This is a genomic window from Cupriavidus cauae, assembly GCF_026210475.1.
GTDB classification, from domain to species: Bacteria; Pseudomonadota; Gammaproteobacteria; order Burkholderiales; family Burkholderiaceae; genus Cupriavidus; species Cupriavidus cauae.
Genome location: NZ_CP080293.1, coordinates 1,992,166 through 2,013,776, shown reverse-complemented (window position 1 = coordinate 2,013,776; position 21,611 = coordinate 1,992,166). Strand labels below are relative to the sequence as shown.

The 21,611-nt window shown below is 70.7% G+C and carries 17 protein-coding genes; 8 read left to right on the top strand and 9 right to left on the bottom strand.

What is annotated here, in order from left to right; genetic code table 11:
* Window positions 1-34 precede the first annotated feature (34 nt).
* Both KZ686_RS09050 and KZ686_RS09045 read right to left on the bottom strand, forming a co-directional pair.
* The gene (locus KZ686_RS09050; RefSeq protein WP_150081793.1) at window positions 35-622 is read right to left on the bottom strand and encodes a malonic semialdehyde reductase; all 588 of its coding nucleotides are present in this window, start codon (window positions 620-622) and stop codon (window positions 35-37) included.
* Between the two features lie 84 nt (window positions 623-706).
* Window positions 707-1,639, bottom strand: coding sequence for a DMT family transporter (locus tag KZ686_RS09045; RefSeq protein WP_149319323.1), 933 nt, complete (start codon window positions 1,637-1,639; stop codon window positions 707-709).
* A gap of 283 nt (window positions 1,640-1,922) precedes the next feature.
* Here KZ686_RS09045 and KZ686_RS09040 point away from each other — a divergent pair, with 283 nt between their 5' ends.
* On the top strand, window positions 1,923-2,354 hold the full coding sequence (locus tag KZ686_RS09040) for a DUF1841 family protein (protein ID WP_149319324.1): 432 nt from the start codon (window positions 1,923-1,925) through the stop codon (window positions 2,352-2,354).
* A 139-nt stretch (window positions 2,355-2,493) separates the two neighbouring features.
* Window positions 2,494-3,813: a phospholipase A gene (locus KZ686_RS09035; protein ID WP_265633446.1), complete on the top strand. Its 1,320-nt coding sequence runs from the start codon at window positions 2,494-2,496 to the stop codon at window positions 3,811-3,813.
* 121 nt (window positions 3,814-3,934) lie between these two features.
* Here the strand turns inward: KZ686_RS09035 and KZ686_RS09030 are convergent, their stop codons facing one another.
* Both KZ686_RS09030 and grpE read right to left on the bottom strand, forming a co-directional pair.
* Entirely contained in the window at window positions 3,935-4,351 is a 417-nt protein-coding gene (locus KZ686_RS09030; protein WP_149319325.1) for a thioredoxin family protein, read from the bottom strand.
* Window positions 4,352-4,440: 89 nt separating this feature from the next.
* Complete coding sequence (grpE, locus tag KZ686_RS09025; RefSeq protein ID WP_149319326.1) at window positions 4,441-5,031, bottom strand: nucleotide exchange factor GrpE; 591 nt, start codon at window positions 5,029-5,031, stop codon at window positions 4,441-4,443.
* 262 nt (window positions 5,032-5,293) lie between these two features.
* Here grpE and KZ686_RS09020 point away from each other — a divergent pair, with 262 nt between their 5' ends.
* Window positions 5,294-5,479, top strand: a complete 186-nt coding sequence (locus KZ686_RS09020) for a hypothetical protein (protein WP_149319327.1) — start codon at window positions 5,294-5,296, stop codon at window positions 5,477-5,479.
* Window positions 5,480-5,515: 36 nt separating this feature from the next.
* Here the strand turns inward: KZ686_RS09020 and KZ686_RS09015 are convergent, their stop codons facing one another.
* The 3 genes from KZ686_RS09015 to hrcA all read right to left on the bottom strand — a co-directional run bounded on the left by KZ686_RS09015 (window position 5,516) and on the right by hrcA (window position 8,125).
* A complete protein-coding gene (locus KZ686_RS09015; RefSeq protein ID WP_265632269.1) occupies window positions 5,516-5,911 on the bottom strand; it encodes an RNA-binding S4 domain-containing protein in 396 nt (131 codons plus the stop codon).
* Complete coding sequence (gene hemH, locus KZ686_RS09010; protein ID WP_023263767.1) at window positions 5,908-7,023, bottom strand: ferrochelatase; 1,116 nt, start codon at window positions 7,021-7,023, stop codon at window positions 5,908-5,910. The genes KZ686_RS09015 and hemH overlap by 4 nt, the downstream gene beginning before the upstream one ends.
* A gap of 64 nt (window positions 7,024-7,087) precedes the next feature.
* Window positions 7,088-8,125: a heat-inducible transcriptional repressor HrcA gene (gene hrcA / locus KZ686_RS09005; RefSeq protein ID WP_149319329.1), complete on the bottom strand. Its 1,038-nt coding sequence runs from the start codon at window positions 8,123-8,125 to the stop codon at window positions 7,088-7,090.
* Between the two features lie 102 nt (window positions 8,126-8,227).
* Here hrcA and KZ686_RS09000 point away from each other — a divergent pair, with 102 nt between their 5' ends.
* The 4 genes from KZ686_RS09000 to mprA all read left to right on the top strand — a co-directional run bounded on the left by KZ686_RS09000 (window position 8,228) and on the right by mprA (window position 13,376).
* A complete protein-coding gene (locus tag KZ686_RS09000) occupies window positions 8,228-9,145 on the top strand; it encodes an NAD kinase (protein WP_149319330.1) in 918 nt (305 codons plus the stop codon).
* A gap of 62 nt (window positions 9,146-9,207) precedes the next feature.
* Entirely contained in the window at window positions 9,208-10,929 is a 1,722-nt protein-coding gene (gene recN, locus KZ686_RS08995) for a DNA repair protein RecN (RefSeq protein ID WP_265632268.1), read from the top strand.
* A gap of 83 nt (window positions 10,930-11,012) precedes the next feature.
* Entirely contained in the window at window positions 11,013-11,504 is a 492-nt protein-coding gene (locus tag KZ686_RS08990) for a hypothetical protein (protein ID WP_226109122.1), read from the top strand.
* Window positions 11,505-11,738: 234 nt separating this feature from the next.
* Window positions 11,739-13,376 (top strand): MprA protease, GlyGly-CTERM protein-sorting domain-containing form, encoded by a 1,638-nt coding sequence (mprA, locus tag KZ686_RS08985; RefSeq protein ID WP_265632267.1) that lies wholly within the window; start codon window positions 11,739-11,741, stop codon window positions 13,374-13,376.
* A 170-nt stretch (window positions 13,377-13,546) separates the two neighbouring features.
* Here mprA and rrtA read toward each other — a convergent pair whose 3' ends face one another.
* The gene (gene rrtA, locus KZ686_RS08980) at window positions 13,547-14,206 is read right to left on the bottom strand and encodes a rhombosortase (RefSeq protein ID WP_407648479.1); all 660 of its coding nucleotides are present in this window, start codon (window positions 14,204-14,206) and stop codon (window positions 13,547-13,549) included.
* Between the two features lie 6 nt (window positions 14,207-14,212).
* Entirely contained in the window at window positions 14,213-17,023 is a 2,811-nt protein-coding gene (gene glnE, locus KZ686_RS08975; protein WP_455423661.1) for a bifunctional [glutamate--ammonia ligase]-adenylyl-L-tyrosine phosphorylase/[glutamate--ammonia-ligase] adenylyltransferase, read from the bottom strand.
* A gap of 225 nt (window positions 17,024-17,248) precedes the next feature.
* Between glnE and KZ686_RS08970 the strand changes: the two genes are divergently transcribed.
* Window positions 17,249-21,595, top strand: coding sequence for a YhdP family protein (locus KZ686_RS08970; RefSeq protein ID WP_265632266.1), 4,347 nt, complete (start codon window positions 17,249-17,251; stop codon window positions 21,593-21,595).
* Window positions 21,596-21,611 lie beyond the last annotated feature (16 nt).

Here is a 21,611-nt window from a genome sequence, read left to right as displayed (position 1 = left end):
AACCGGTCCGGTCACCGGTCATCCTTTCACCCGATCAGACGATCCGGCAGGCCTCGTCGAAGCTCAGGCGCGGGTTGCGCGGGAACAGCTTGTCGGCGTCGCCATAGCCGAGGTTGATCAGGAAGTTGACCGACCATTTGCCGTCGGGGAAGAACGCCGCATTGACCTTGGCGGGGTCGAAGCCGCCCATCGGCCCGCAGTCGAGGCCGAGCGCGCGCGCCGCCAGGATCAGATAGGCACCTTGCAGCGAGCTGTTGACCAGCGCGTCGCGGGCGATCTTCTCCGGCTGGCCGACATACCAGGAACGGGCATCGGCGTGCGGGAACAGCCTGGGCAGCTGCTCGTGGAAGGCGGTATCGAAGGCGACGATCGCGGTCACCGGGGCCGAACGGGTCTTGTCGACATTGCCCGGCGACACGCATTCGACCAGCTTCGCCTTCTGCGCCGCGGTCTTGACGAACACGATGCGGGCCGGCGAGCTGTTGGCCGCGGTCGGGCCGAACTTCATCGCCTCGTACAGCTGATGCAGCACGGCATCGTCGATCTGCCGGTCCTGCCAGGCGCTATGCGTACGGGCCTCGGTGAACAGTTGGGCGATGGCGGCCTGGTCGAGCGATTTCATGCGGATTCCTCAGGGAAGTACGGGAAAGGGCGCATTCTACCGACGCGTTCCACCCGTTCCACGCCAAGGATTTCAGCAAGCCGTTCAATTTTGTTGTACAGGCGCGGGCGCCGTGCCCTTGCGGGTCAGCCACAGCACGCCGGCCAGGATCAGGCCGCCGCCGACGGCCTGGGTCAGGCCGATCTGCTCGCCCAGCAGCAGCGCGGCCAGCAGCACCGTGACCACCGGTTCGAGCGTGGACAGCATCGAGGCCTGGGCCGCGCCGAGCCGCTGCAGGCCGGCGAAGAAGGTCAGGATGGCCAGCACCGTCGACAGCAGCGCGATCGCCGCCAACGCCAGCCAGCCGCCGGCATCGGCCGGAAACTGCGGCGGCATGCCGGCCGCGGCCCGGGCCAGCGCGGCGCCGACATAGACGACCGCGGCCGCCGTGCAGACCACCGTGGTGGTCGCCACGGGGTGCACGCCGGGCGTCAGCCGCGCGCCGACGATGATGTAGACCGAATAGATCAGTGCCGACGCCAGGCCCAGGCCGATGCCGAGCGCGCTGCCCTCGCCGCCGCCGACCGTCAGGCCCGCGCCGACCGAGCACAGCACCAGCGCGGTCACCGCCGCGCCCGTCAGCTTCTCCTTCAGGAACAGCGCGGCCATCACGGTGACGAAGACCGGATACAAATAGAGCAGCAGCGCGACCAGGCTGGCCTGCGCATGGTTCAGCGCGCTGAAAAAGCAGAACGACTGGCCGACATAGCCGATGCCGCCCATCGCCGCGAGCGCCAGTACGCGCGGCCACGGCGGCAGCGCGATCCGCTGCCAGCGCATCACCGCCGCCAGCGCGATCGCAGCCAGCACGAAGCGCACCGACAGCAGGCCATAGACGTCGGCGCCGGCGTCATAGGCGAAGCGGGCGAAGATCGCCATCGCGCCGAAGGCGCTGGCCGAGATCGCGATCAGCAGCACACCGGCCAGCTTGTCGCCGGCGTGCCGCAGCAGGGTCGATGGGCGGGGGGTAGCGGTCATGGAGGAGCCGGGCCCTATGGCGAGGTCTACGGAAGGTCCAACTTCAGGTCGAACGGGGCCGACACGGATCGAACTCGGGTCGAACTCGGGTCGAACTCGGGTCGATCACGGGTCGAAGGCAGGACGAACTCGAGTCGAACGCGGGTAAAGCGCCGGGTCGAACGGCACGCCGGACGATCCCGCATTCTAGTCGGCATGCGGCCCCTGCGGCACAGTCTCAGTGGCACCCAACGCGGGGCAGCGCCGGCAAGCCCGCGGGCCGTCGTTTACAATCCGCCCCATCATGTTCAATCCCTCCCGTGAAGAAGTTCGCCGGTTCTTTTGCGAAGCCTGGCGCAAGCAAGGCGCCAACGAAGTGCTGACGCCGCTCGAGGCGATCGCCGTCGACTGGATCCGCGCCCACCCCGAATACCACGACCAGCTCGCCGACGCCGACGCGGCCATCGCCGAGGAATTCACGCCCGAGCGCGGGCAGACCAACCCCTTCCTGCATCTGGCCATGCATCTGTCGATCGCCGAGCAGGTGTCGGTCGACCAGCCGCGCGGCATCCGCCAGGCGTTCGAACAGCTGGCGCGCCGGCTTGATTCGCCGCACGAGGCCCATCATCAGATGATGGAATGCCTCGGCGAGATGCTGTGGCAATCGCAACGCAGCGGGCTGCCGCCGGACGGCGAGCACTACATCGCCTGCGTCCAGCGCCGCGCGCGCGGCTGATTTCCGCCGGACCGCCGGCCGACCGGCCGGTACAAATCGTCACAGCTAGTCCGGCCGGCCACGTGCTAGGCTTTGGCGCGTTGCCATTCCGGGCCGTGCCATGCGTCATATCCGGCACACCCCTCCAATATTTCCCATGATGCCGATGCTCCGAAGCCCGTCCGCGGCTCGTCGTCCGCGCCTGCTCGCGCCCGCCGCCGCCGTTTCCCTTGCCCTCGCCGCCCTGTGCGCGCCGTCCGCCCACGCCGCGATCGCGCTGCTGCAGCCGCCGCGCGTGCTGGACGGCGCGCAGCCGCTGCGGCTGACGCTGCTGGTGACCGCCGACACCGCCAACCGCAGCTATCTGGTGCCCGATACGCTGGAAGTGGTCGCCTCGCCGGAAATGCTGGCGCCGGTGCGGATCACGATGCGCCGGATCACGCCGGGGCCGGCCACGGTGCGCCTGCGCCGCGGGGAAAATCGCACCATTCAGTACCAGGGCGAGATCCCGTCGACGCTGCGCGGCCAGATCCGCCTCGATCCGGTCGGCCTCGACGCCGCGCCGGTGCTGGTGACGCTGAACCAGTCGGGCATCGCGCCCCCGGCCACCGCCGCGGCGCCGTCCGCCGGTACGCCTGCGGCGACGACCGCGGCCGTGCCGGCCGACCACGACGATCAGCAGGCGGATATCGCGGCGACGCCGGTCGAGACGGTGGTCCAGCCGAAGGGACCGGGCCAGCCGGTCTACGACCAGCCGATCCTGTCGGGCGGCAGCCGGCTGACCTTCAACGATCCGATGTACTTCGCCGTCGGCGCGCACGGCGGCGCCAATGCCAAGTTCCAGTTCAGCTTCAAGTACCGGATCTTCGAGGGCCGCGATCCCAACTCGCGCTACTGGCTCGACAATCTGTACGTCGGCTACACGCAGTTCTCGCTGTGGGATCTGTCGGAGGAATCCAAGCCGTTCCACGACACCAACTACCGGCCCAGCATCTTCTATTACCTGTCCGATACCGGCGTGCGCAATCGCTGGATCAGCCGGCTGTCGGTGGCGACCGGCCTCGAACACGAATCGAACGGCCGCGACGGCGACCAGTCGCGCAGCATCAATACGCTGTTCCTGAAGCCGACCTTCCACTTCGGCGAGACGAACGACTGGCACTGGACCGTGACGCCCAAGCTCTACTACTACCTGGAGAAGAGCGACAACAGCGATATCGCGCGCTACCGGGGCTATATGGATCTGCGGGTCGCCTACGGCAAACCCGATTCTTGGGAGCTGGCGGCGACGGTGCGCAAGGGCACCCGCCAGTGGTACGGCAGCGTGGACGCGCAGTTCACCTACCCGATGGGCAGGCTGATCCCGGGCACGGCCGGCTACCTGATGGCCGGCTACTTCGTCGGCTATGGCGAGAGCCTGCTCGACTACAACCGCAAGACGCCGTGGCAGTTCCGCATCGGTTATTCGCTGAACCGCTGAGGGGCCGAGCCCCCGCGCCTGCCGAGTCGCCGGGCGCGCGAGCGTCGAGCCGCCGGGAAAGGCGACCGTCGAGCCTCCAGGCGCGCCCGGCCGCCGAGCCGCGGCGGCGGCTACCGGGCCGTCACCCGGCGAGCGGCTTGCCGCTGGCCTTCAGCCGCGCATTGGCAACCGCCGCGGCGAACTGCCCGATGCCATGCCAGCCGGTGGCGCGGCCGAGCTTCTTGCCGCGGTGGAAGAACATGAACACCGGGATGCCGTACAGCCCGAAGCGCCGTCCCAGCGCCGGATAGGTGTAGACGTCGGCATGCAGCCAGTGCAGATCGAGCTGGCGCAGCGGGTCCGGATTGGCCAGCATGGCCTTCTTGGCCATTTCGCAGTTGTAGCAGTCCTCGCCCCAGAAGAACACGCAGACCAGCTTGTCGCCGGCGGCGGCGAGCGCGTCGTCGATGGTGTCATGATCGACCGCGCGCATGCCGAAGGCCTCGAACGCGCGGTGATCCGTATGGGGCGCCGGCGCTGCGCCGAACGGGTAAGGCATCGCATTTCTCCACAAACGAGAACGCCCGGTGCCGAAACGGCGCCGGGCGTGGCTGCGCATCGGAGGCAGGCCGGTCTGCCCGCCGACCCTTACTTCGGCGCAGCCACCGTCACCAATGCGGGCCGCAGGACCCGGTCCGCGATCAGATAGCCGCGTTGCAGCACGGCCACCACCGTATTCGGTTCCTGCTCCGAAGGCACCATCGAAATCGCCTGGTGCCGATGCGGGTCGAACTTCTCGCCGACCGGATTCAGTTCGACCATGCGGCCCTTCTCGAAGGCGCTGGCCAGCTGCTTGGCGGTCAGTTCGACCCCCTCGCGCAGCTTGGCGATATCGCCCGACCCATCGGCCAGCGCGGCCTGCAGGCTGTCCATCACCGGCAGCAGATGCTCGGCGAAGCTCTCGATGGCGAACTTGTGGGCCTTTGCCACGTCCTCCTGCGCCCGGCGCCGGATGTTTTCGGCCTCGGCGACGGCACGCAGATACAGATCGTAGTTCTCGCGTGCCTTGGCTTCCTGCTCGGCCAGCTGTGCGGCGAGCTGGGTGGCCACGTCATCCGCGGCTGCGGCGGGCTCGGTCGTCTGGTTCGGCGTTGCCGGTTGCGCGGCTTGCGCTTCGGCGGCCTGGTCGGCGGGCGAGGTCGGCGGCGTGTTGGATGGCGTTTGCTTCTGGTCTTCCATGTCGATCCGTTTCAGAACAAGTTGCGGCCGCACCGGCGGTCCGCCTGGGGTCAATCGGAATTCAGCTGGCAACTGGTGGCGCCAAGCCGATATTTCAAGAGCGGATGGACATCTGCAGGAAACATCAGCTTACAAACTTAAACCAGTGCTGCGGGGAGTGAAATTGCTTTGCTGCAGTGCAGCTTCTAAGATAAATCCAAAAAAACGACAAAACTGCCGGGGTGCCGTCCCATATTGAAGTCTTTCCTGCCGGGGTAAGGCCATGCGCAAGCTGCCGAAGCCGTCGAACAAAACGCCGAAGTTTTCGCTCTTCACCCTGCTGGTACTTCTTTCGCTGGCGGCCCTGACCGTCTTCATCTGGCTCTCCGACGGACTGACCCCGCGCGACAGCGTGGCCGGCGGCGCCGATCCGGCGCTGCGCCAATACATCATCCAGTATTCCCGCTGACACACGGCCCGCCCGCGCGGGCCGTGTCGCTTCGGTTCACCCTTTCAGATCCTCGATGCGGCGGCGGTCCCGCTTCGTCGGGCGCCCCTGCAATTGCGACGCCGGCTCGACATGCAGACGCCGCCGTTCGGCCTCGGCGGCGCGCCGCGTCCGGCTTTCCTCGGTTTCCTCGTAGAGCGTCTGGGCGACGGAGGCCGGCCCGCGGGCCGGGGCGACGCCCTTGACGACCAGCTCCCAGCGCTGCTGATGGGCGTCGATGCGTATCCTGTCGCCGGGCTTGACCTCGCGCGAATTCTTGCATGGCTGGCCGTTGACCTCCACCCGGCCCCGCTCGACGGCCTCCGCCGCCAGCGAGCGGGTCTTGAAGAAGCGCGCGCACCACAGCCACTTGTCGATGCGCTGGCGCGCATCGTCCTCGTATGACGGATTCATGCCGCCGCCCCCCTTGCCTGCGCCAGCGAGCGCCTGGCCTCCAGTTCGTGCGCGTGCGGCAGCCGCAGGGGCCAGCCCTGCATATGCTGCAGCGCAATCTCCGACAGCGCGGTGATCCAGAACGGCGCGTCATTCAGGCACGGAATGAAGTGGAACTCCTTGCCGCCGGCGACCTTGAATTCGGACTGCCCCTCCATCGCGATCTCTTCCAGCGTCTCGATGCAGTCGGCCGGAAAGCCCGGGCAGAACACGTCGACCCGCGCGGTACCGACCTTGCCAAGCTCGGTCAGCGTCGGCGCGGTATAGGGCTGCAGCCACTCGGCCTTGCCGAAGCGCGACTGGAACGTGACCTGGTACTGGCCGGGCTGCAGACCCAGCGCCTCGCCCAGCATGCGGCCGGTCTTCAGGCATTCGCAGTGATACGGATCGCCCAATTCCAGCGTGCGCCGCGGCACGCCATGGAAGGACAGGATCAGGCGGTCGCCGCGCGCGAAATCGGGCGCGCCGTGCTGGGCCCAATAGGCGCCGACCTGCTGGTGCAGCGCGCCCAGGTAGGCCGGATGATCGTGGAAATGCTTGACCAGCCGAAGCTCGGGCTGGTTGCGCCATTCGCCGAGCACGCGGAACAGCTCGTCGAAGGCGGTCGCGGTGGTGGTGCCGGAATACTGCGGGTACATCGGCAGCGCCAGGATGCGCTCGCAGCCCTGGCGCCGCAGCGCCTCCATCACGGATGGGATCGACGGGTTGCCGTAGCGCATCGCGCAGGCCACCGTCACGTCGTGTCCCTGCTGCGCCAGCAACTGCTGCAGCGCATGCGCCTGCCGTTCGGTGTGGACCAGCAGCGGCGAGCCGGTCCGGTGCGCCTCGCGCAGCCAGATCGATTCGTACTTGAGCGCCGACGCGCGCGAGCGCAGCGGCAGGATCAGCCCGTACAGCACCGGCAGCCAGGCGGCGCGCGGAATCTCCACCACGCGCGGATCGGACAGGAACTGCTTCAGATAGCGGCCGACCGCCTTGGGGGTCGGCTCGTCGGGCGTGCCCAGATTGATCAGCAGGATCGCCGTGCGGGGCGCCTGCCCATGCCGATAGGCCGGTTCTGCGGTAAAGGTCATAGGGATTCCGGTATCGCTGGGGCGCGAAGGCCGCCCTGCGCGTGGCGGCCCGCCCTGGCCGCCATCAGTTCTGGCTGCTCAGCGCGCTCGACAGCAGCCGCGCGGTGATATCGACGATCGGGATCACCCGGTCATAGGCCATCCGCGTCGGGCCGATCACGCCCAGCGTGCCGACGATCTGGCCGTCGACCTCGTACGGCGCGGTGATCACCGCCATGTCCTCGAGCGGCACCAGCCGGCTCTCGCCGCCGATGAAGATCTGCACGCCCTCGGCATGGCTGGACACATCGAGCAGCTGCAGCAGGCTGGTCTTGTGCTCGAACACGTCGAACAGCCGGCGCAGCTTGTCCATGCTCGAGGCCAGGTCCTCGACCTCGAGCAGCTTGCGTTCGCCCGAGATATAGACCTGGTCGTCCTCGTCGGCCATCGCGCTGCTGCCGGCCTCGACCGCGGCCTGCATCAGTTCGGACATGTCGATGCGCAGCGCCTTCAGTTCGTCGCGCAGCCGCTCCCGCACCGTGTCGAAGCGCATGCCGGCGTAATGCGTGTTGATGAAATTGGCCGCCTCGACCAGCTGCGACGCGCTGTAGGGCAGCTCGGTCTGGATGATGCGGTTCTGCACGTCCCCTTCGGGCGTCACGATGATCAGCAGGATGCGCTTGTCGGACAGCCGCATGAATTCGATCTGCCGGAACGCCTGCGCGCGGCGCGGGGTCATCACCACGCCGGCGAACTGCGACAGGTTCGACAGCGTGCGCGCGGCGGTGGTGATCATCCGCTGCGGGCTCTGTTCCTGCGCGCCGAGTTCGCCCTGGATCAGCCCGGCCAGCTTGGTGCGGTCGAACTGGCTGTCGAGCGGCTGGGCCGTCAGCATGGTGTCGACGAACAACCGGTAGCCGCGCGGGGTCGGAATGCGCCCCGCCGACGTGTGCGGGCTGGCAATGAAGCCCATCTCCTCCAGGTCCGACATCACGTTGCGGATTGTCGCCGGCGACAGGTCCAGTCCCGAGTACTTCGACAGCGTACGCGAGCCGACCGGCTGCCCTTCGGCGATGTAGCGCTCGATCAGGGTCTTGAGAAGGGTTTTCGCTCGTTCGTCCATGGTGTCCCGATTTTACGCAAGTTTTGCGCGCCGGGGCTCGCGCTGGCACTCGCCCCCCGCCCCGTGCTGACAATGGTCACGGCGGTATGGTCTAATCCGGGCATGTCTGCACACCCCAAGTCCGGCGCCGCGCACGCGCCCTTTCGCACGGTCGCCCTGGTCGGCAGGTATTCGACCGCGGGCATCGAGGGCCCGCTCGAGGAACTGGCGGCCTGCATCCTGCGCAACGGCCAGGACGTGGTGTTCGAACGCGAGACGGCGCTGGCGACCGGCCTGACCGACTACCCCGCGCTGTCCGCCGAAGAGATCGGCCGGCAGGCCGACGTCGCCGTGGTGCTCGGCGGCGACGGCACGCTGCTCGGCATCGCGCGCCAGCTGGCCGGCTTCTCGGTGCCCCTGATCGGCGTCAACCACGGCCGCCTCGGCTTCATGACGGACATCCCGCTGGAGGATGTGCAATCGGTGCTGCCGGCCATGCTCAGCGGCCACTACGAGCCCGAGAACCGCATGCTGCTCGAATCGCGCGTGATCCGCGACGAGGGCGTGATCTTCTCCGCGCTGGCCCTGAACGACGTGGTGGTCAATCGCTCGGGCATCTCCGGCATGGTCGAGCTGGCGGTCTCGGTGGACGGCTACTTCATGTACAACCAGCGTTCGGACGGCCTGATCGTGTCGACGCCGACCGGCTCGACCGCCTATGCGCTGTCGGCCGGCGGGCCGATCCTGCATCCGACGCTGTCCGGACTGGTGCTGGTGCCGATCGCCCCGCATGCGCTGTCGAACCGGCCGATCGTGCTGCCGCACGACGCCGAGGTGTCGATCGAGGTCGCCACCGCCCGCGATGCCAGCGTCAACTTCGACATGCAGTCGCTGACCTCGCTGCTGCCCGGCGACCGCATCGTCGTGCGCCGCTCGGCCAGGACCATCAACCTGCTTCACCCGGTCGGCTACAACTACTACGCCACGCTGCGCAAGAAGCTGCACTGGCACGAGTACCCGACCGAAGACAACCGGCTCTGAGCGCCAGCGCGCGCCGCCGGTCCCGATCCCTCCCAAGTCACCGCCGCCTTCCGTCTCCCAAGATGCTGCGCAGCCTGTCCATCCGCGATTTCGTCATCGTCGACACGCTCGACCTCGACTTCACCGCCGGCTTTACCGTGTTCACCGGCGAGACCGGTGCCGGCAAGTCGATCCTGATCGATGCGCTCGCGCTGGTGCTCGGCGAGCGCGCCGATGCCGGCGTGGTGCGCGAGGGCGCGGCGCGCGCCAGCGTCAGCGCCACCTTCTCCACGCACCCCGCGCTGGACGCCTGGCTCAACGAGCAGGCGCTGGCCGAGGACGACGGCAACGTGCTGCTGCGCCGGGTCGTCGATGCCAACGGCCGCAGCAAGGCCTTCATCAACGGCAACGCCGCCACGCTCGCGCAGCTGCGCGAGGTCGGCGACCAGCTGGTCGACATCCACGGACAGCACGCCCACCAACTGCTGCTGCGGCCGGACGCGCAGCGGCTGCTGCTCGACGCGCACGCGGGCCTGACCGCGCAAGCCGCCGCGGTGGCCGAGGCCTGGCGCACCTGGCGGGCCTGCGTGCGCCAGCGCGAGGCCGTCGAACAGCAGTCGCGCGAGATGCAGCTCGAACGCGAGCGGCTCGAGTGGCAGGTCGGCGAGCTCGACAAGCTGGCGCCGCAGGCCGGCGAATGGGAAGCGATCCAGGGCGAGCACAAGCGCCTGTCGCATGCGGCCAATCTGCTCGAGGGCGGCCGCGCCGCGCTCGATGCGCTGTCGGAGGCCGACGGCGCGGTGCTGTCGGCGCTCAATGAGATGGCGCACCGGCTGCGCCAGCTGGCCGAGGTCGACCCCGCGCTCGCCGATGTGGTGACCGCGCTCGAAGCGGCCGAGGTGCAGGCCGAGGAAGCGGCCCACTCGCTGACCCGCTACGTCGACCGGCTCGAGCTCGATCCCGAGCGGCTGCAGGTAGTCGAGGAGCGGATGCAGGCCCTGCACACCGCCGCGCGCAAGTTCCGCGTGCCGCCCGAACAGTTGCCCGAGGAACTGCTGGCGCGCCGCCAGCAGCTCGACGACCTGCAGGCCGCGCAGGACCTGAACAAGATCACCGCGCGCGAGGCGGCGGCCCGCGCCGCCTACCTGACCATCGCGCGCCATCTGAGCGACAGCCGCCGCGAGGCCGCCGAGCGGCTGTCGGCGGCGGTCACCGAGGCGATGCAGGGCCTGTCGATGGCCGGTGGCAGCTTCACCGTCGCGCTGCACCCGCTCGAGGAAGGCGCCAGCCACGGGCTCGAACAGGTCGAGTTCCTGGTGGCCGGCCATGCGGGGGTCAGCGCCCGGCCGCTGGCCAAGGTCGCGTCGGGCGGGGAACTGGCGCGGATCAGCCTGGCGATCTCGGTGATCACCAGCGAGGCCGCGCCGACGCCGACGCTGATCTTCGACGAGGTCGATACCGGCATCGGCGGCGCGGTCGCCGAGGTGGTCGGCCGCCGGCTGCAGGAGCTTGGTCGCGCGCGCCAGGTCCTGTGCGTGACCCACCTGCCCCAGGTCGCCGCGCAGGCCGGCACGCACCTGCTGGTCAGCAAGGAGACCGTCGGCGATGGCGGCGAGGCCGTGACGCGCTCGCAGATCCGCGTGCTCGACGCCGCCGGCCGCGTGGTCGAGACCGCGCGCATGCTGGGCGGCGCGACGGTGACCGCCACCACGCTGCAACACGCCGAGGAGATGCTGGCGCAGGGCGCGCGCGGCGTGCCGGCGGCGGCCAGGGAGGGCCGGCGCGCACGCCGGGCGGCGAGCTGAGCCGGTCGCGGCGTCCGGCGCCCCGGACCACCGACGAACACGATCCCATCGCACCACAAACCGCATCAACCACAGGAAACCCCATGTTCTTCGCCAAGCCGCCCTCGCCCCTCGACGACCCGTCCGGCACGACCGGCTCCGCCGACGCGGGCCGCCGCCCGGTGAGCCGCCCTGCGCGCCGCGCCACGCGCCGCCTGACGCTCGCGGTGGCCCTGTGCGGCCTGGCGCTGGCAGCCGCCTGCAGCTCGAAGCCCGCCACCCCGCCGCCGGGCGCCATCACCGACGACCGCGCGGTCGGCGACATCCTGGTCCGCTTCACGCCGCCGGCCGTCGATACCTCGCTGCAGGCCGGCGAACTGCTGGCCCAGGCCAAGGGACCGATCCGCTTCGTGGTCAAGCGCCCGATGTCCGGCGGCACCTGGCTGGTCACCGCGATCTCGCCGTCGCCGGAGGCCACCATCGAGCAGGCGGTCACCACGCTGCGCGCGCTGCCGCGCATCGAGGCGGCCGAGGCGGACCGCCGCCTGACGCCCAGCCGGCCCAAGCCGACCGGGCGCGACATGCCGGCGAACTGAAAACCGGGCGACGGCTGCCGTCAACCGGATCGGGAAAGCGGCCAGGCAGGCGGACCACGCAGGCGGCTCGAGGCAGCCGATCGAGCAAGGCGAAACCGCCCCGGACGTCACCCCGATAGCGTGCGCTGTCGGACGAGCGCCGATTGCCCGCCCGCATTCCCCCAACTATCTTTGAGCCACATGCCCGCGAGCGCCGGCCCCTGCACCCCGGCTTCGCCCCTCCCGGAGGTGTTCATGCCGCGTTCGATTCCGCCCGTCGCCCTGCGTCTGGTCCTGGCCGCCGCCGTCTCGGCGGGCGCCATCCTGCCCCCTTCGGCCGCGATGGCCGCGACGAGTCCGGACGCCCGCCCGGCCCCGGTCTACAGCGGCAACATCATCGTCCGCTGGAAGGACGCCCCCGCCGGCACCGCGCTGATGCCGGCCGAGGCCGCCGCCGAACAGGTGCGCAAGGTCGCCGAGCAGACCGGCATCGGGCTGACCGTCAAGCGGCAGATGGGCGGCAACCTGGCCCTGCTCGGCGTGCCGGCCGGCAAGGGCGCCGATCCGGAGGCGGTGGCCGCGCAGCTGCGCCAGGATCCGCGCGTGGCGGACGCGGTGCCGGACCGCTGGCTGCGGCCGCACGACACGGTGCCGAACGATCCCGAATTCGCCATCAACCAGCCCTACCTCGGCTCGCCGGCGATCATTCCGGGTGCCGCCAATCTGCCCGCTGCCTGGGACCGTTCGCGCGGCAGCGAAGGCCTGGTGATCGCGGTGGTCGATACCGGCGTGCTGCGGCACCCGGACCTGGCCGCGCGGCTGGTGGCGGGCTATGACTTCATCGCCGATCCGCTGTACTCGCAGGACGGCGACGGCCGCGATGGCGACCCGACCGATGCCGGCGACTTCGTGCCGCAGGGCTTCGCCTGCCCCGGCATGCCGGCCGCGCCGAACCAGCGTCCGAGCACCTGGCATGGCACCCGCGTCGCCAGCGTGCTGGGCGCGGTGACCAACAACGGCCAGGACATCGCCGGGGTCGACTGGAGCGCGCGCATCCAGCCGCTGCGCGTTTCGGGCCGCTGCGGCGCCCTGCTGTCCGATACCGTCGACGCGATGCGCTGGGCCGGCGGCCTGCCGGTGCCGAACGTCCCGAACAATCCCACGCCGGCGCGCGTGGTCAATATCAGTCTCGGCGCGGGCACCTGCAGCAGCTTCGAGCAGCAGGCGGTGGATGAGCTCGCCGCGCGCGGCGTCGTCGTGGTGGCCGCCGCCGGCAACAGCGCCGGCGCGGTGGAAGCGCCGGCCGACTGCCGTGGCGTGATCGCGGTGACCGCCCATGTCAACGACGGTGAAAACGCCAGCTATGCCAACGTCGGCCCGCAGATCGCGATCAGCGCGCCCGGTGGCGGCTGTGCCAACAGCAAGGTGTCCAACGGGACCTGCCTGGCTCCGCCGTCGACGATCCGCACGCTGACCAACGACGGCGAAACGACGGCGCGCAATTACACCCTGGTGAACTCGCAGGGCACCAGCTTCGCCGCGCCGATGGTGTCGGGCGTCGCCTCGCTGATGCTGGCGGTCAACGGCAACCTGACCAGCGCCCAGGTCACCGAACTGCTCAAGAGCAGCGCGCGCCCGCATCCGGCCAATACCTATTGCACGACGGGCAATAACGCCGGCAATTGCGGCGCCGGGTTGCTGGACGCGAACCGCGCGCTGGCCGCGGCCGCGGGTGCGCCGGTTCCCCCGGCGCCGCCTCCCGCCAACAACGGCGGCGGTGGCGACGATGGTGGCGGCGGTGCCGTGCCGCTGTGGAGCGGTGCCGCCCTGGCGCTGGCCGGTCTGTTCGCCGTGCTGCTGCCGTCCGGCCGTCGCCGCCAGGCGCGGCGCTGAATCAAGGGCCCTGAATCAAGGGCCCTGAATCAAGGGCCCTGAATCAAGGGCCCTGAACCGAGCGCCCTGAACAGAGCGCCCTGAACAGAGCGCCCTGAACAGAGTGCCCTGAACCGAGCGCCCTGAATCGAGGGCCCTGAATCAAGGGCCCTGATTCCAGGGCCGGCGCGCTAGCCCGCGGCGGCGCGCCGCTGCCCCCACCACTGCTGTGCGAGCCACCAGGCAAAGCCGGCCACCGCGCCGGCCGCATGGGCGGCGCGCACGACGCCAAATCCCCAGGCCGCATCGAAGCGCACCGGCGCGAGCCACGACTGCTCCAGCCACAGCTTGACCAGCACGCCGGCGACCAGCGCGACACCGATCGCGCGCGACCAGCGGTCGGCGGCGAGCAGCCGCAAGGCGCCCCAGACCGCCAGCCCATGCAGCGCGCCCGACAGCCCGCCATACCAGCGAACCGCCGGCTGCCACAGCAGCGCAACCTGCACCGCGATCCCGCACACCAGCAAGGCCAGCAGCATGTGCCGTGCGCCGGCCGCGCGCCCGGCCAGCAACAGCAAACCCGATGCCGCCAGCAGATTGCCGAGCCAGTGGCGTCCATCCAGATGGACCCACATCGCGGTCAGCAGCCGCCACCACTGGCGCTCGCCCCCGGGCAGCATCAGCGCATCGCGAAGGTAGAGACCGTGCGCATGGAGCCATGGCACGAAGGTGAAGGCGGCCGACAACGCGGCGACCGCCGCCGCCGCGGCCAGGGCCGGCAGCGCGCGACGCCACGCGGACGGCGCCGCCGCGACCGGTACGGCGCCGCCGTCGTCGTGCTCGGCAACCACCGCCGCTCAGTCCTGGCCGAACACGGCCTGCCATAGCGCGCGCACATCGCGCGCCTGCGCCTCGATGGTCTGCGGCGGCACGCGGGCCTGATCCTGGCCGTCGAGCCGCAGCTTGTGCTGGCGCGCGCGGAAAGTCCGATAGGCGTCGCCGACCGCTTCGGCCAGCGTGGCGTCGATCAGGCCGAGCTGCCCCGCCATCCGCAGCAGCGCGATATTGCCGGCGTTGCGCGTCAGCTCGGGATGGGCGCGGCTGTGCAGCAGCACCAGGTACTGCACGGTGAATTCGATGTCGACCATGCCGCCGCGGTCGTGCTTCAGGTCGAAGCGGTCGCTGCGGTTCGGATGGCCCTCGGCCACCTTGTGCCGCATCGCGACGATGTCCTGACGCAGCGTGTCGGCATCGCGCGGCTGGCACAGGACCTCCTCGCGCAGCCGCTCGAAGCGCGCGCCCAGCTCGCGGTCGCCGGCGCAGAAGCGCGCGCGCGTCAGCGCCTGGTGCTCCCACACCCAGGCGGTGTTGTCGCCCTGGCGCAGCTGATAGCGGCGGAACGACTCGAAGCTGGTGACCAGCAGGCCGGCGGCGCCGTTCGGACGAAGCCGCGTGTCGACGTCGAACAGCATGCCGGCCGCGGTATGGCTGGTCAGCCAGGTAATCAGGCGGCGCGCATAGGCGGCGTAGATCTCCGCGGCGCCGTCGTCATCGTCGTCGTGCAGGAAGATGATGTCGAGGTCGGACGCATAGCCGAGCTCCTTGCCGCCCAGCCGGCCATAGGCGATCACCGCGAAGCGCGGCGTGTCGCGATGGCGCATCGGCAGTTGCTGCCAGACCGCGGTCAGCGTGACGTCGAGCATCGCGTCGGCCAGGTCGGACAGCCGGTCGGCGATCTGCTCGACCGTCAGCCTGCCGTGCAGGTCCTGCAGCAGCACGCGGAAGGTCTCGGCATGGTGCTCGCGGCGCAGGATGTCCATCTGCGCCTCGACCTGGCCGTGCGCGGCCAGCAGGCGCTCGCCGAGCCGGGCGCGGAAGGCCTCCCAGTCCGGCACGCTCGCGAGCGCCTCGGCATCGAGCAGTTCGTCGAGCAGTTGCGGATGCCGCGTCAGATAGGTGGCGGCCCAGCGCGACGCGTGCAAGGTATGGGCGACGCGCTCCATCGCCTGCGGATACTCCGACAGCAGCGACAGATACGAGGCGCGCCGGCTGATCGCATCGAAGAAGTCGAGAAAGCGCGCAATGGTGGCATCCGCATCGTCCTGCCGTCCGGCCAGGTCGAGCGCGCGGTTGACCAGCAGGTCGAAGCGCGCGCGGCTCTGCTCGGACAGCGCGCGGTAGCGCGGCGAGGCCGCCGTGGCGCGCAGCCGCTCCAGCAACCCGACGCAGTCGGAATAGCCCGCCTGCGCAAGCCGCGCGCACGGCGCCTCTTCGTCCTCGCCGTGCGCCAGCGCCGGCCACAGCGTCTCGGCGGGCGGCTGGCCCTGCTCCGGGTCGGAGAAGGTGACCTCGAACTGCTGTGCCACCGGCTCCTGCAGTTCCGCCAATCGCGCCTGCAGCGCGGGCCAGTCCGCGCAGCCCATCATGCGCGCCACCGCGGACTGCTCCTGCTCGCTGGTCGGCAGATGGTGGGTCTGCGCATCGTCGCGATACTGCAGCCGGTGCTCCAGCTGGCGCAGGAAGCGATAGGCATCCGACAGCTGCAGCGCCTGCCCCGCCGGCAGCAGCCCGCGCTCGACCGCGATCGCCAGCACCTCCAGCGTCGGCCGCGCGCGCAGCGCCAGGTCCTGGCCGCCGCGGATCAGCTGGAACACCTGCGCCATGAATTCGATCTCGCGGATGCCGCCGCGCCCCAGCTTGATATCGGCCGAGCGCTGGTTGACGCCATGGCCGGCCAGACCCCCGCTGCGCTTGGCTGCCTCGGCGCGGATCTGCGCATGCAGCGAGCGGATCGCGGCGATCACGCCGTAGTCCAGATAGCGGCGGAACACGAAGGGCGTGGTCAGCCGCGCCAGCTGATCGGCGGTGCGCTGCGCGTGCGGCGTGGCCAGCGACGACACCACGCGGCCCTTGATCCAGGCGTAGCGCTCCCATTCGCGGCCCTGCACCACCAGGTATTCCTCCAGCATGCCGAGGCTGCAGGCCAGCGGCCCGGCGTCGCCGTTCGGCCGCAGCCGCATGTCGACGCGGAACACATAGCCGTCGGCGGTGGTCTCGGCCAGCACGCTGATCAGGCGCCGGCCCAGCCGCGTGAAGTATTCATGATTCGACAGGCTGCGCTGGCCGCCCGCGGTGTCGCCGTCCTCGTCGTAGAGAAAGATCAGGTCGATATCGGACGAGACGTTCAGCTCGCGGCCGCCGAGCTTCCCCATGCCGACCACGATCAGCTCCTGTACCTCGCCGCTGTGCTCGCCGACGGGTCGGCCGAAGGTCGGCGCCATGTCCTCGGTCAGCGTGGCCAGCGCATGCTGGATCGACAGCTCGGCCAGGTCGGTCATCGCGCCGGTGACCTCGGCCAGCGTGGCCAGCCCGCGCAGATCGCGCTCGATGACGATGCACATCACCTCGGCGCGCAGCCGCCGCAGCGCCTGGCCGATCGCCTGCTCGGCGTCGGCGGCCGGCTGCCGCAGCTCGGCCAGCCGCGCTTCCATCCAGACCCGCGTCAGCGGCTCGGCGCTGGCCTGGGCGACCAGGGCCGGCAGTTCGGGCCGGGCCTGCATCACGCGCCGCACGTAGTGCGAGGCGGCCGCCGAGTACAATGCGTGTCCCCCGCAATCGGCGGGGTCGAGACCGGTCGCCGCGGCCACCGCAAAGGCGCCGCTTGCCATGCCGCCCAGGCCGCTGGCCGCGGTGGCGGCATCGACGGCAACGGCGGCGTCGGCGGCATGCCGACCGGCGCCCGCCTGGGAACTCGCGATATCTGGGGAAGTCATTCCTGTCACTTGGATGGATTGCGGCAGAGGAACGCCGCGCGAGGAATCATGCGCCACCGGTAACGCCGCCCGGGCTGGCTTCGAATTGGAGAGCGGCTAGTATTGTCGGATAATCTGCGCATGTCCAGCCGCGCCACCCCACCCGCCGAACGCCCCACCCCGTCCAGCGGCGCGGCAGCAACCCCAGGGTCCGCGGGCTCCGCCGCCGGTGCCGCGGCGGCCCAGGGTTCCGGTTCCGGTACCGCTTCCTCGACCTCCCCTCCCTCCGGCAAGTCGTTTTCGACCTCGGCCTGGCGCCGCCGGGCCGGCCAGTTGTTTCGCTCCCTGAAGGCCTCGCCGCGCGCCATCGGCCGCGCCGTCGCGGCAGCGGTGCGCCACCGCTGCTGGGGCTGGATCGCGCGCTGGCTGCTGCGCATCGGTGTCACGCTGGCGGCCGTGGCCGCGGTGCTGTTCCTGCTGATGCGTTTCGTGCTGTGGCCCCAGGCCGCGGGCGCACGCGCCTGGCTGGAGCAACGCGGCTCGGAGGCGCTGTCGGCCCACCTGACCATCGCCGCGCTGGAAACCACGTGGGATGGCTGGCATCCGGCCTTCCATGCGCGCGGCGTGCGTCTGGTCGACGACCAGCAGCGCGTGCTGCTGTCGGCCGAGACGCTGCAGGGCGCGCTGTCCTGGCAGTCGCTGAGCACGCTCGAGTTGCGCTTCGCCCGCTTCGACGCCAACCACGCCGACGTGCTGGTGCACCGCTCGGCGCAGGGCCGGCTGGAGGTGGCGGGCATGCCGATGCGCACGCAGGACCGCAGCGGCGGCGACGATCATCGCTTTCTCGACTGGCTGCTGGCGCAGGGCTCGGTCACGCTGACCGGCGGCAAGGTCCGCTGGCTCGACGAGCAGCGCGGCCTGCCGGTGCTGGAGGTCGGCGACATCCTGCTGCGTTCGACCCGCAGCGGCGCCCGCCACGACCTGCGGCTGGAAGCGCGCTCGGCCGCGCTGGCCGCGCGCCCGCTGGTGGTCACCGGCACCTTCCGCCATACCTATCTGCATGCGCAGGGCGACTGGCGCAACTGGCGCGGCCAGGCCAGCTGGGATATCGGCCAGTTGCAGCTGCCCGCGGTGCAGCGCTACCTGAGCCTGTTCGAGCGGGTCGACAGCGGCGTGCTGAGCAGCGACGGCACCATCGAGTTCGCCAATGGCGAGATGCTGCGCAGCCAGGCCCGGCTGCGCGCCAACGCGGTCGATCTGCGCCTGGCCGGCGCGGCCGAGCCCTTGCGGCTGAACCAGTCGCAGGCGCTGCTGCTGCATCGGCGCGAAGGCGCCGACAACCAGCTGACCGTCGACACGCTGCTGTGGGAGCCCGCCGGCGCGCAGGCCCAGGCCACCGGCGGCGCCTGGCGCGAAGGCATGCGCCGCGTCACGCTGCGCTGGGCGCGCGACGACAACGGCGCGCTGCGGCGGCTGGCGCTGAAGGCGCCGACGCTCGACCTCGACGCGCTGCGCGCGCTGTCGACCGCGATGCCGCTCGATACCGCGCTGGCCCGCCAGGTGCGCGCGCTGCGGCCGTCCGGCCGGCTCGACAATCTCGACGTCGACTGGACCCGCGAGCGCGGCGGCCTGCTGCAGCGGCAAGGCGGTCCCGCCCGCTATCGCATCCACGGCACGCTGCGCAACGTGTCGGTGCGCGAGCAGCCGGCCGAACCGGCGTTCGACAAGGAGGGCCATGCGAACCTGGGCATTCCCGGCTTCAGCGGCCTGTCCGGCAACTTTTCCTTTGACCAGCAGGGCGGCAGCGCGCGCTTCGAGGGCACCCAGGCCACGCTGACCTTCCCCGGCGTCTTCGAAGACCCGCGCCTGCCCTTCGACGAACTGGCCGGCGCATTCGAGTGGCGCCGCGAGGGCGGCAAGCTGGTGGTGCGCACCGACGGCATCCGCTTCGCCAACGCCGACACGGCCGGCACCGTGCGCGGCAGCTGGCGCGAAGGCGGCGACGGCCACGCCGGCATTGCGGAACTGGACGGCGAGCTCGGCCGCGCGCAGATCGCACGCGTGCCGCGCTACCTGCCGCTGCACATTCCCGCCAGTACGCGCCACTATCTGGCCGGCGCGCTGGCGGGCGGCGAGTCCGAGGCGGTCCGTTTCCAGGTCAAGGGCGATCTGGCCCACTTCCCTTTCCATGGTGACGCCGCCCGGCATGGCGACTTCCACGTGGACGTGCCGCTGCGGCAGGCGTCCTACCAGATCGACCCGCACGGTCCGGACGGCAAGCCGCTGTGGCCGCTGTTCACCGAGATCGACGGCAGCCTGCGGTTCGAGCGCGGCGCGATGGCGCTGAACGTCGAGCGCGCCTCGGTGCAGGGCCTGGCCGGCGTGGCGCTGCGCGACGTCAAGGGCCGCATCGACGAGCTGGACCACCGCGGACGGCTGACGCTGGACGGCAGCGCCAGCGGCCCGATGCAGGGTTTCCTGCGCTATATCGCCAGCAGCCCGGTGCGCGAGTGGACCGGCAACGTCACCGGCGACGCGCGCGGCCAGGGCAATGGCGAATTGCGGCTCAAGCTGGACCTGCCGCTGGCCGATGCCACCCGCAGCAAGGTCGAGGGCCAGTACCGCCTGACCGGCAACGACGTGGTGCTGGCGCCGGGCCTGCCGATGCTGGGCGGCGCCACCGGCACGGTGACCTTCAACGAGCACGGTTTCCAGCTCGATGCGGTGCGCGCGCGCCTGCTCGGCGGCGAGGTGCGCGCCAGCGGCGGCACGCAGTCCGACGGCACGGTGCGCGTGACCGCGGCCGGCAGCGCCAACTCGCGCGGCATCGCCGAGGCGCTGTCCGGTGCCGGGCTGACGCCGCTGGCGCGCCGCTTCGACGGCAATGCCAGCTACCAGGCGGTGATCGGCGTGCGCGAACGCCAGCCGGTGATCTCGTTCACCGCGGACCTCGCCGGCATGGCGGTCGACCTGCCGGCGCCGCTGACCAAGCCGGCCGGGCAACCGGCGCCACTGCGCCTGGAGGTACGACCGGTGGCCGGACGCGCGGGCCACGAGGAACTCGAACTGCAATACGGCGCGATGCTGAACGCCCGCTATCTGCTGCGCCGTGGCGCCGGCGGCGTCGAGGTCGTCAACGGCGGCATCGGCATCGGCCAGCCGGCGCCCACGCCCGCCACCGGGGTCAGCGCCGCGCTGGCGGTCGAGCGCTTCGATCTGGACGGCTGGCGCACGGCGCTCGCCGGTGCACCCGCCAGCGGCTCCGCCGACGACAAGGGCGGCGGCGCGCGCGAACCGGCCACGGCCTCGTATCTGCCGGAGCGCATCACCGCGCGTTCGCGCACGCTGCTCGCCTTCGGCCGCGAGCTCGACGACGTGACGCTGGACGCCGTGCGCGCCCCGCAGGCCGGCGATCCCGGCTGGCAGTTCCGCCTCGACTCGCGCCAGATCGCCGGCCAGATGCAGTGGCGCGCGGTGCCGTCCAGCCCGGGCGGCGCGCTGACGCTGCGGCTGTCGCGGCTGAACATCCCCGACAGCCAGGACACCAGCAAGGTCGCCGACGCGCTGGCCGGCCAGATCGAGCAACTGCCGTCGATCGACCTGCAGGCCGAGCGCTTCGAACTGCGTGGCCACGACTTCGGCAAGCTGCAGGTCAAGGCACACAGCGCGCTCGACAATGGCGAACCGGTCTGGACGCTGGAATCGCTGACGCTGGAACAGCCCGGCGCGACGTTCACCGGCCAGGGCAGCTGGCGCGTGCCGCGTCGCGTGCGCGACAGCGGCAAGGCCGGCGGCCAGCGCCGCACACTGCTCAGCTTCAACGTCGACGTGCGCAATGCCGGCGATGTACTCGACCGGCTCGGCATGCCGCATACGCTGCGCGACGGCAAGGGCAAGCTCGAGGGCCGCATCCGCTGGATCGGCTCGCCGCTGGCGATCGACTACCCCTCGCTGAACGGCCGCGTGGCGCTCAAGCTCGAGAATGGCCAGATCGTCAGCGTCGAGCCCGGGGCGGCCAAGCTGCTGGGCGTGCTGAGCCTGCAGAGCGTGATGCGGCTGGTGACGCTGGACTTCCGCGGCATCGCCGGCGAGGGCCTGGTGTTCGACGAGATCAGCGCGACCGGCACCATCGAGAACGGCATCGCCAGCACCAGCGACTTCCGCCTGAAGAGCCCGCAGGTCAGCGCGGCGATGACCGGCAGCGCCAATCTTCCGCAGGAAACGCAGGATCTGGAGGTCGCGCTGGTGCCGCGCATCAACGCGACCTCGGCCTCGGTCGCCGCCGCCTTCATCAATCCGGCGCTCGGGATCGGCACGCTGGCGGCGCAATTGCTGTTCGCCGACGAGTTCTCCAAGGCCTTCACGCAGCACTACAAGGTGACAGGAAGCTGGGCCGAGCCGCGGATCGCCAAGGTCGGCGACAATAACGCGGACGGGTCCAGGCGCGCTCCCGATCGCCGCCAGCCCGAGCAGTCCTACATGCCGTAATTGCGCCCACGCGCAT

Coding starts and splice junctions, on each gene's coding strand:
- hrcA (WP_149319329.1), bottom strand. CDS start 8,125: ATGGACGAACGAGCGAAAACCCTTCTCAAGACCCTGATCGAGCGCTAC.
- KZ686_RS09020 (WP_149319327.1), top strand. CDS start 5,294: ATGCGCAAGCTGCCGAAGCCGTCGAACAAAACGCCGAAGTTTTCGCTC.
- KZ686_RS08990 (WP_226109122.1), top strand. CDS start 11,013: ATGTTCTTCGCCAAGCCGCCCTCGCCCCTCGACGACCCGTCCGGCACG.
- hemH (WP_023263767.1), bottom strand. CDS start 7,023: ATGACCTTTACCGCAGAACCGGCCTATCGGCATGGGCAGGCGCCCCGC.
- mprA (WP_265632267.1), top strand. CDS start 11,739: ATGCCGCGTTCGATTCCGCCCGTCGCCCTGCGTCTGGTCCTGGCCGCC.
- glnE (WP_455423661.1), bottom strand. CDS start 17,023: ATGGCAAGCGGCGCCTTTGCGGTGGCCGCGGCGACCGGTCTCGACCCC.
- KZ686_RS09035 (WP_265633446.1), top strand. CDS start 2,494: ATGCCGATGCTCCGAAGCCCGTCCGCGGCTCGTCGTCCGCGCCTGCTC.
- KZ686_RS09050 (WP_150081793.1), bottom strand. CDS start 622: ATGAAATCGCTCGACCAGGCCGCCATCGCCCAACTGTTCACCGAGGCC.
- KZ686_RS09040 (WP_149319324.1), top strand. CDS start 1,923: ATGTTCAATCCCTCCCGTGAAGAAGTTCGCCGGTTCTTTTGCGAAGCC.
- KZ686_RS09030 (WP_149319325.1), bottom strand. CDS start 4,351: ATGCCTTACCCGTTCGGCGCAGCGCCGGCGCCCCATACGGATCACCGC.
- KZ686_RS08970 (WP_265632266.1), top strand. CDS start 17,249: ATGTCCAGCCGCGCCACCCCACCCGCCGAACGCCCCACCCCGTCCAGC.
- KZ686_RS09045 (WP_149319323.1), bottom strand. CDS start 1,639: ATGACCGCTACCCCCCGCCCATCGACCCTGCTGCGGCACGCCGGCGAC.
- recN (WP_265632268.1), top strand. CDS start 9,208: ATGCTGCGCAGCCTGTCCATCCGCGATTTCGTCATCGTCGACACGCTC.
- KZ686_RS09015 (WP_265632269.1), bottom strand. CDS start 5,911: ATGAATCCGTCATACGAGGACGATGCGCGCCAGCGCATCGACAAGTGG.
- grpE (WP_149319326.1), bottom strand. CDS start 5,031: ATGGAAGACCAGAAGCAAACGCCATCCAACACGCCGCCGACCTCGCCC.
- KZ686_RS09000 (WP_149319330.1), top strand. CDS start 8,228: ATGTCTGCACACCCCAAGTCCGGCGCCGCGCACGCGCCCTTTCGCACG.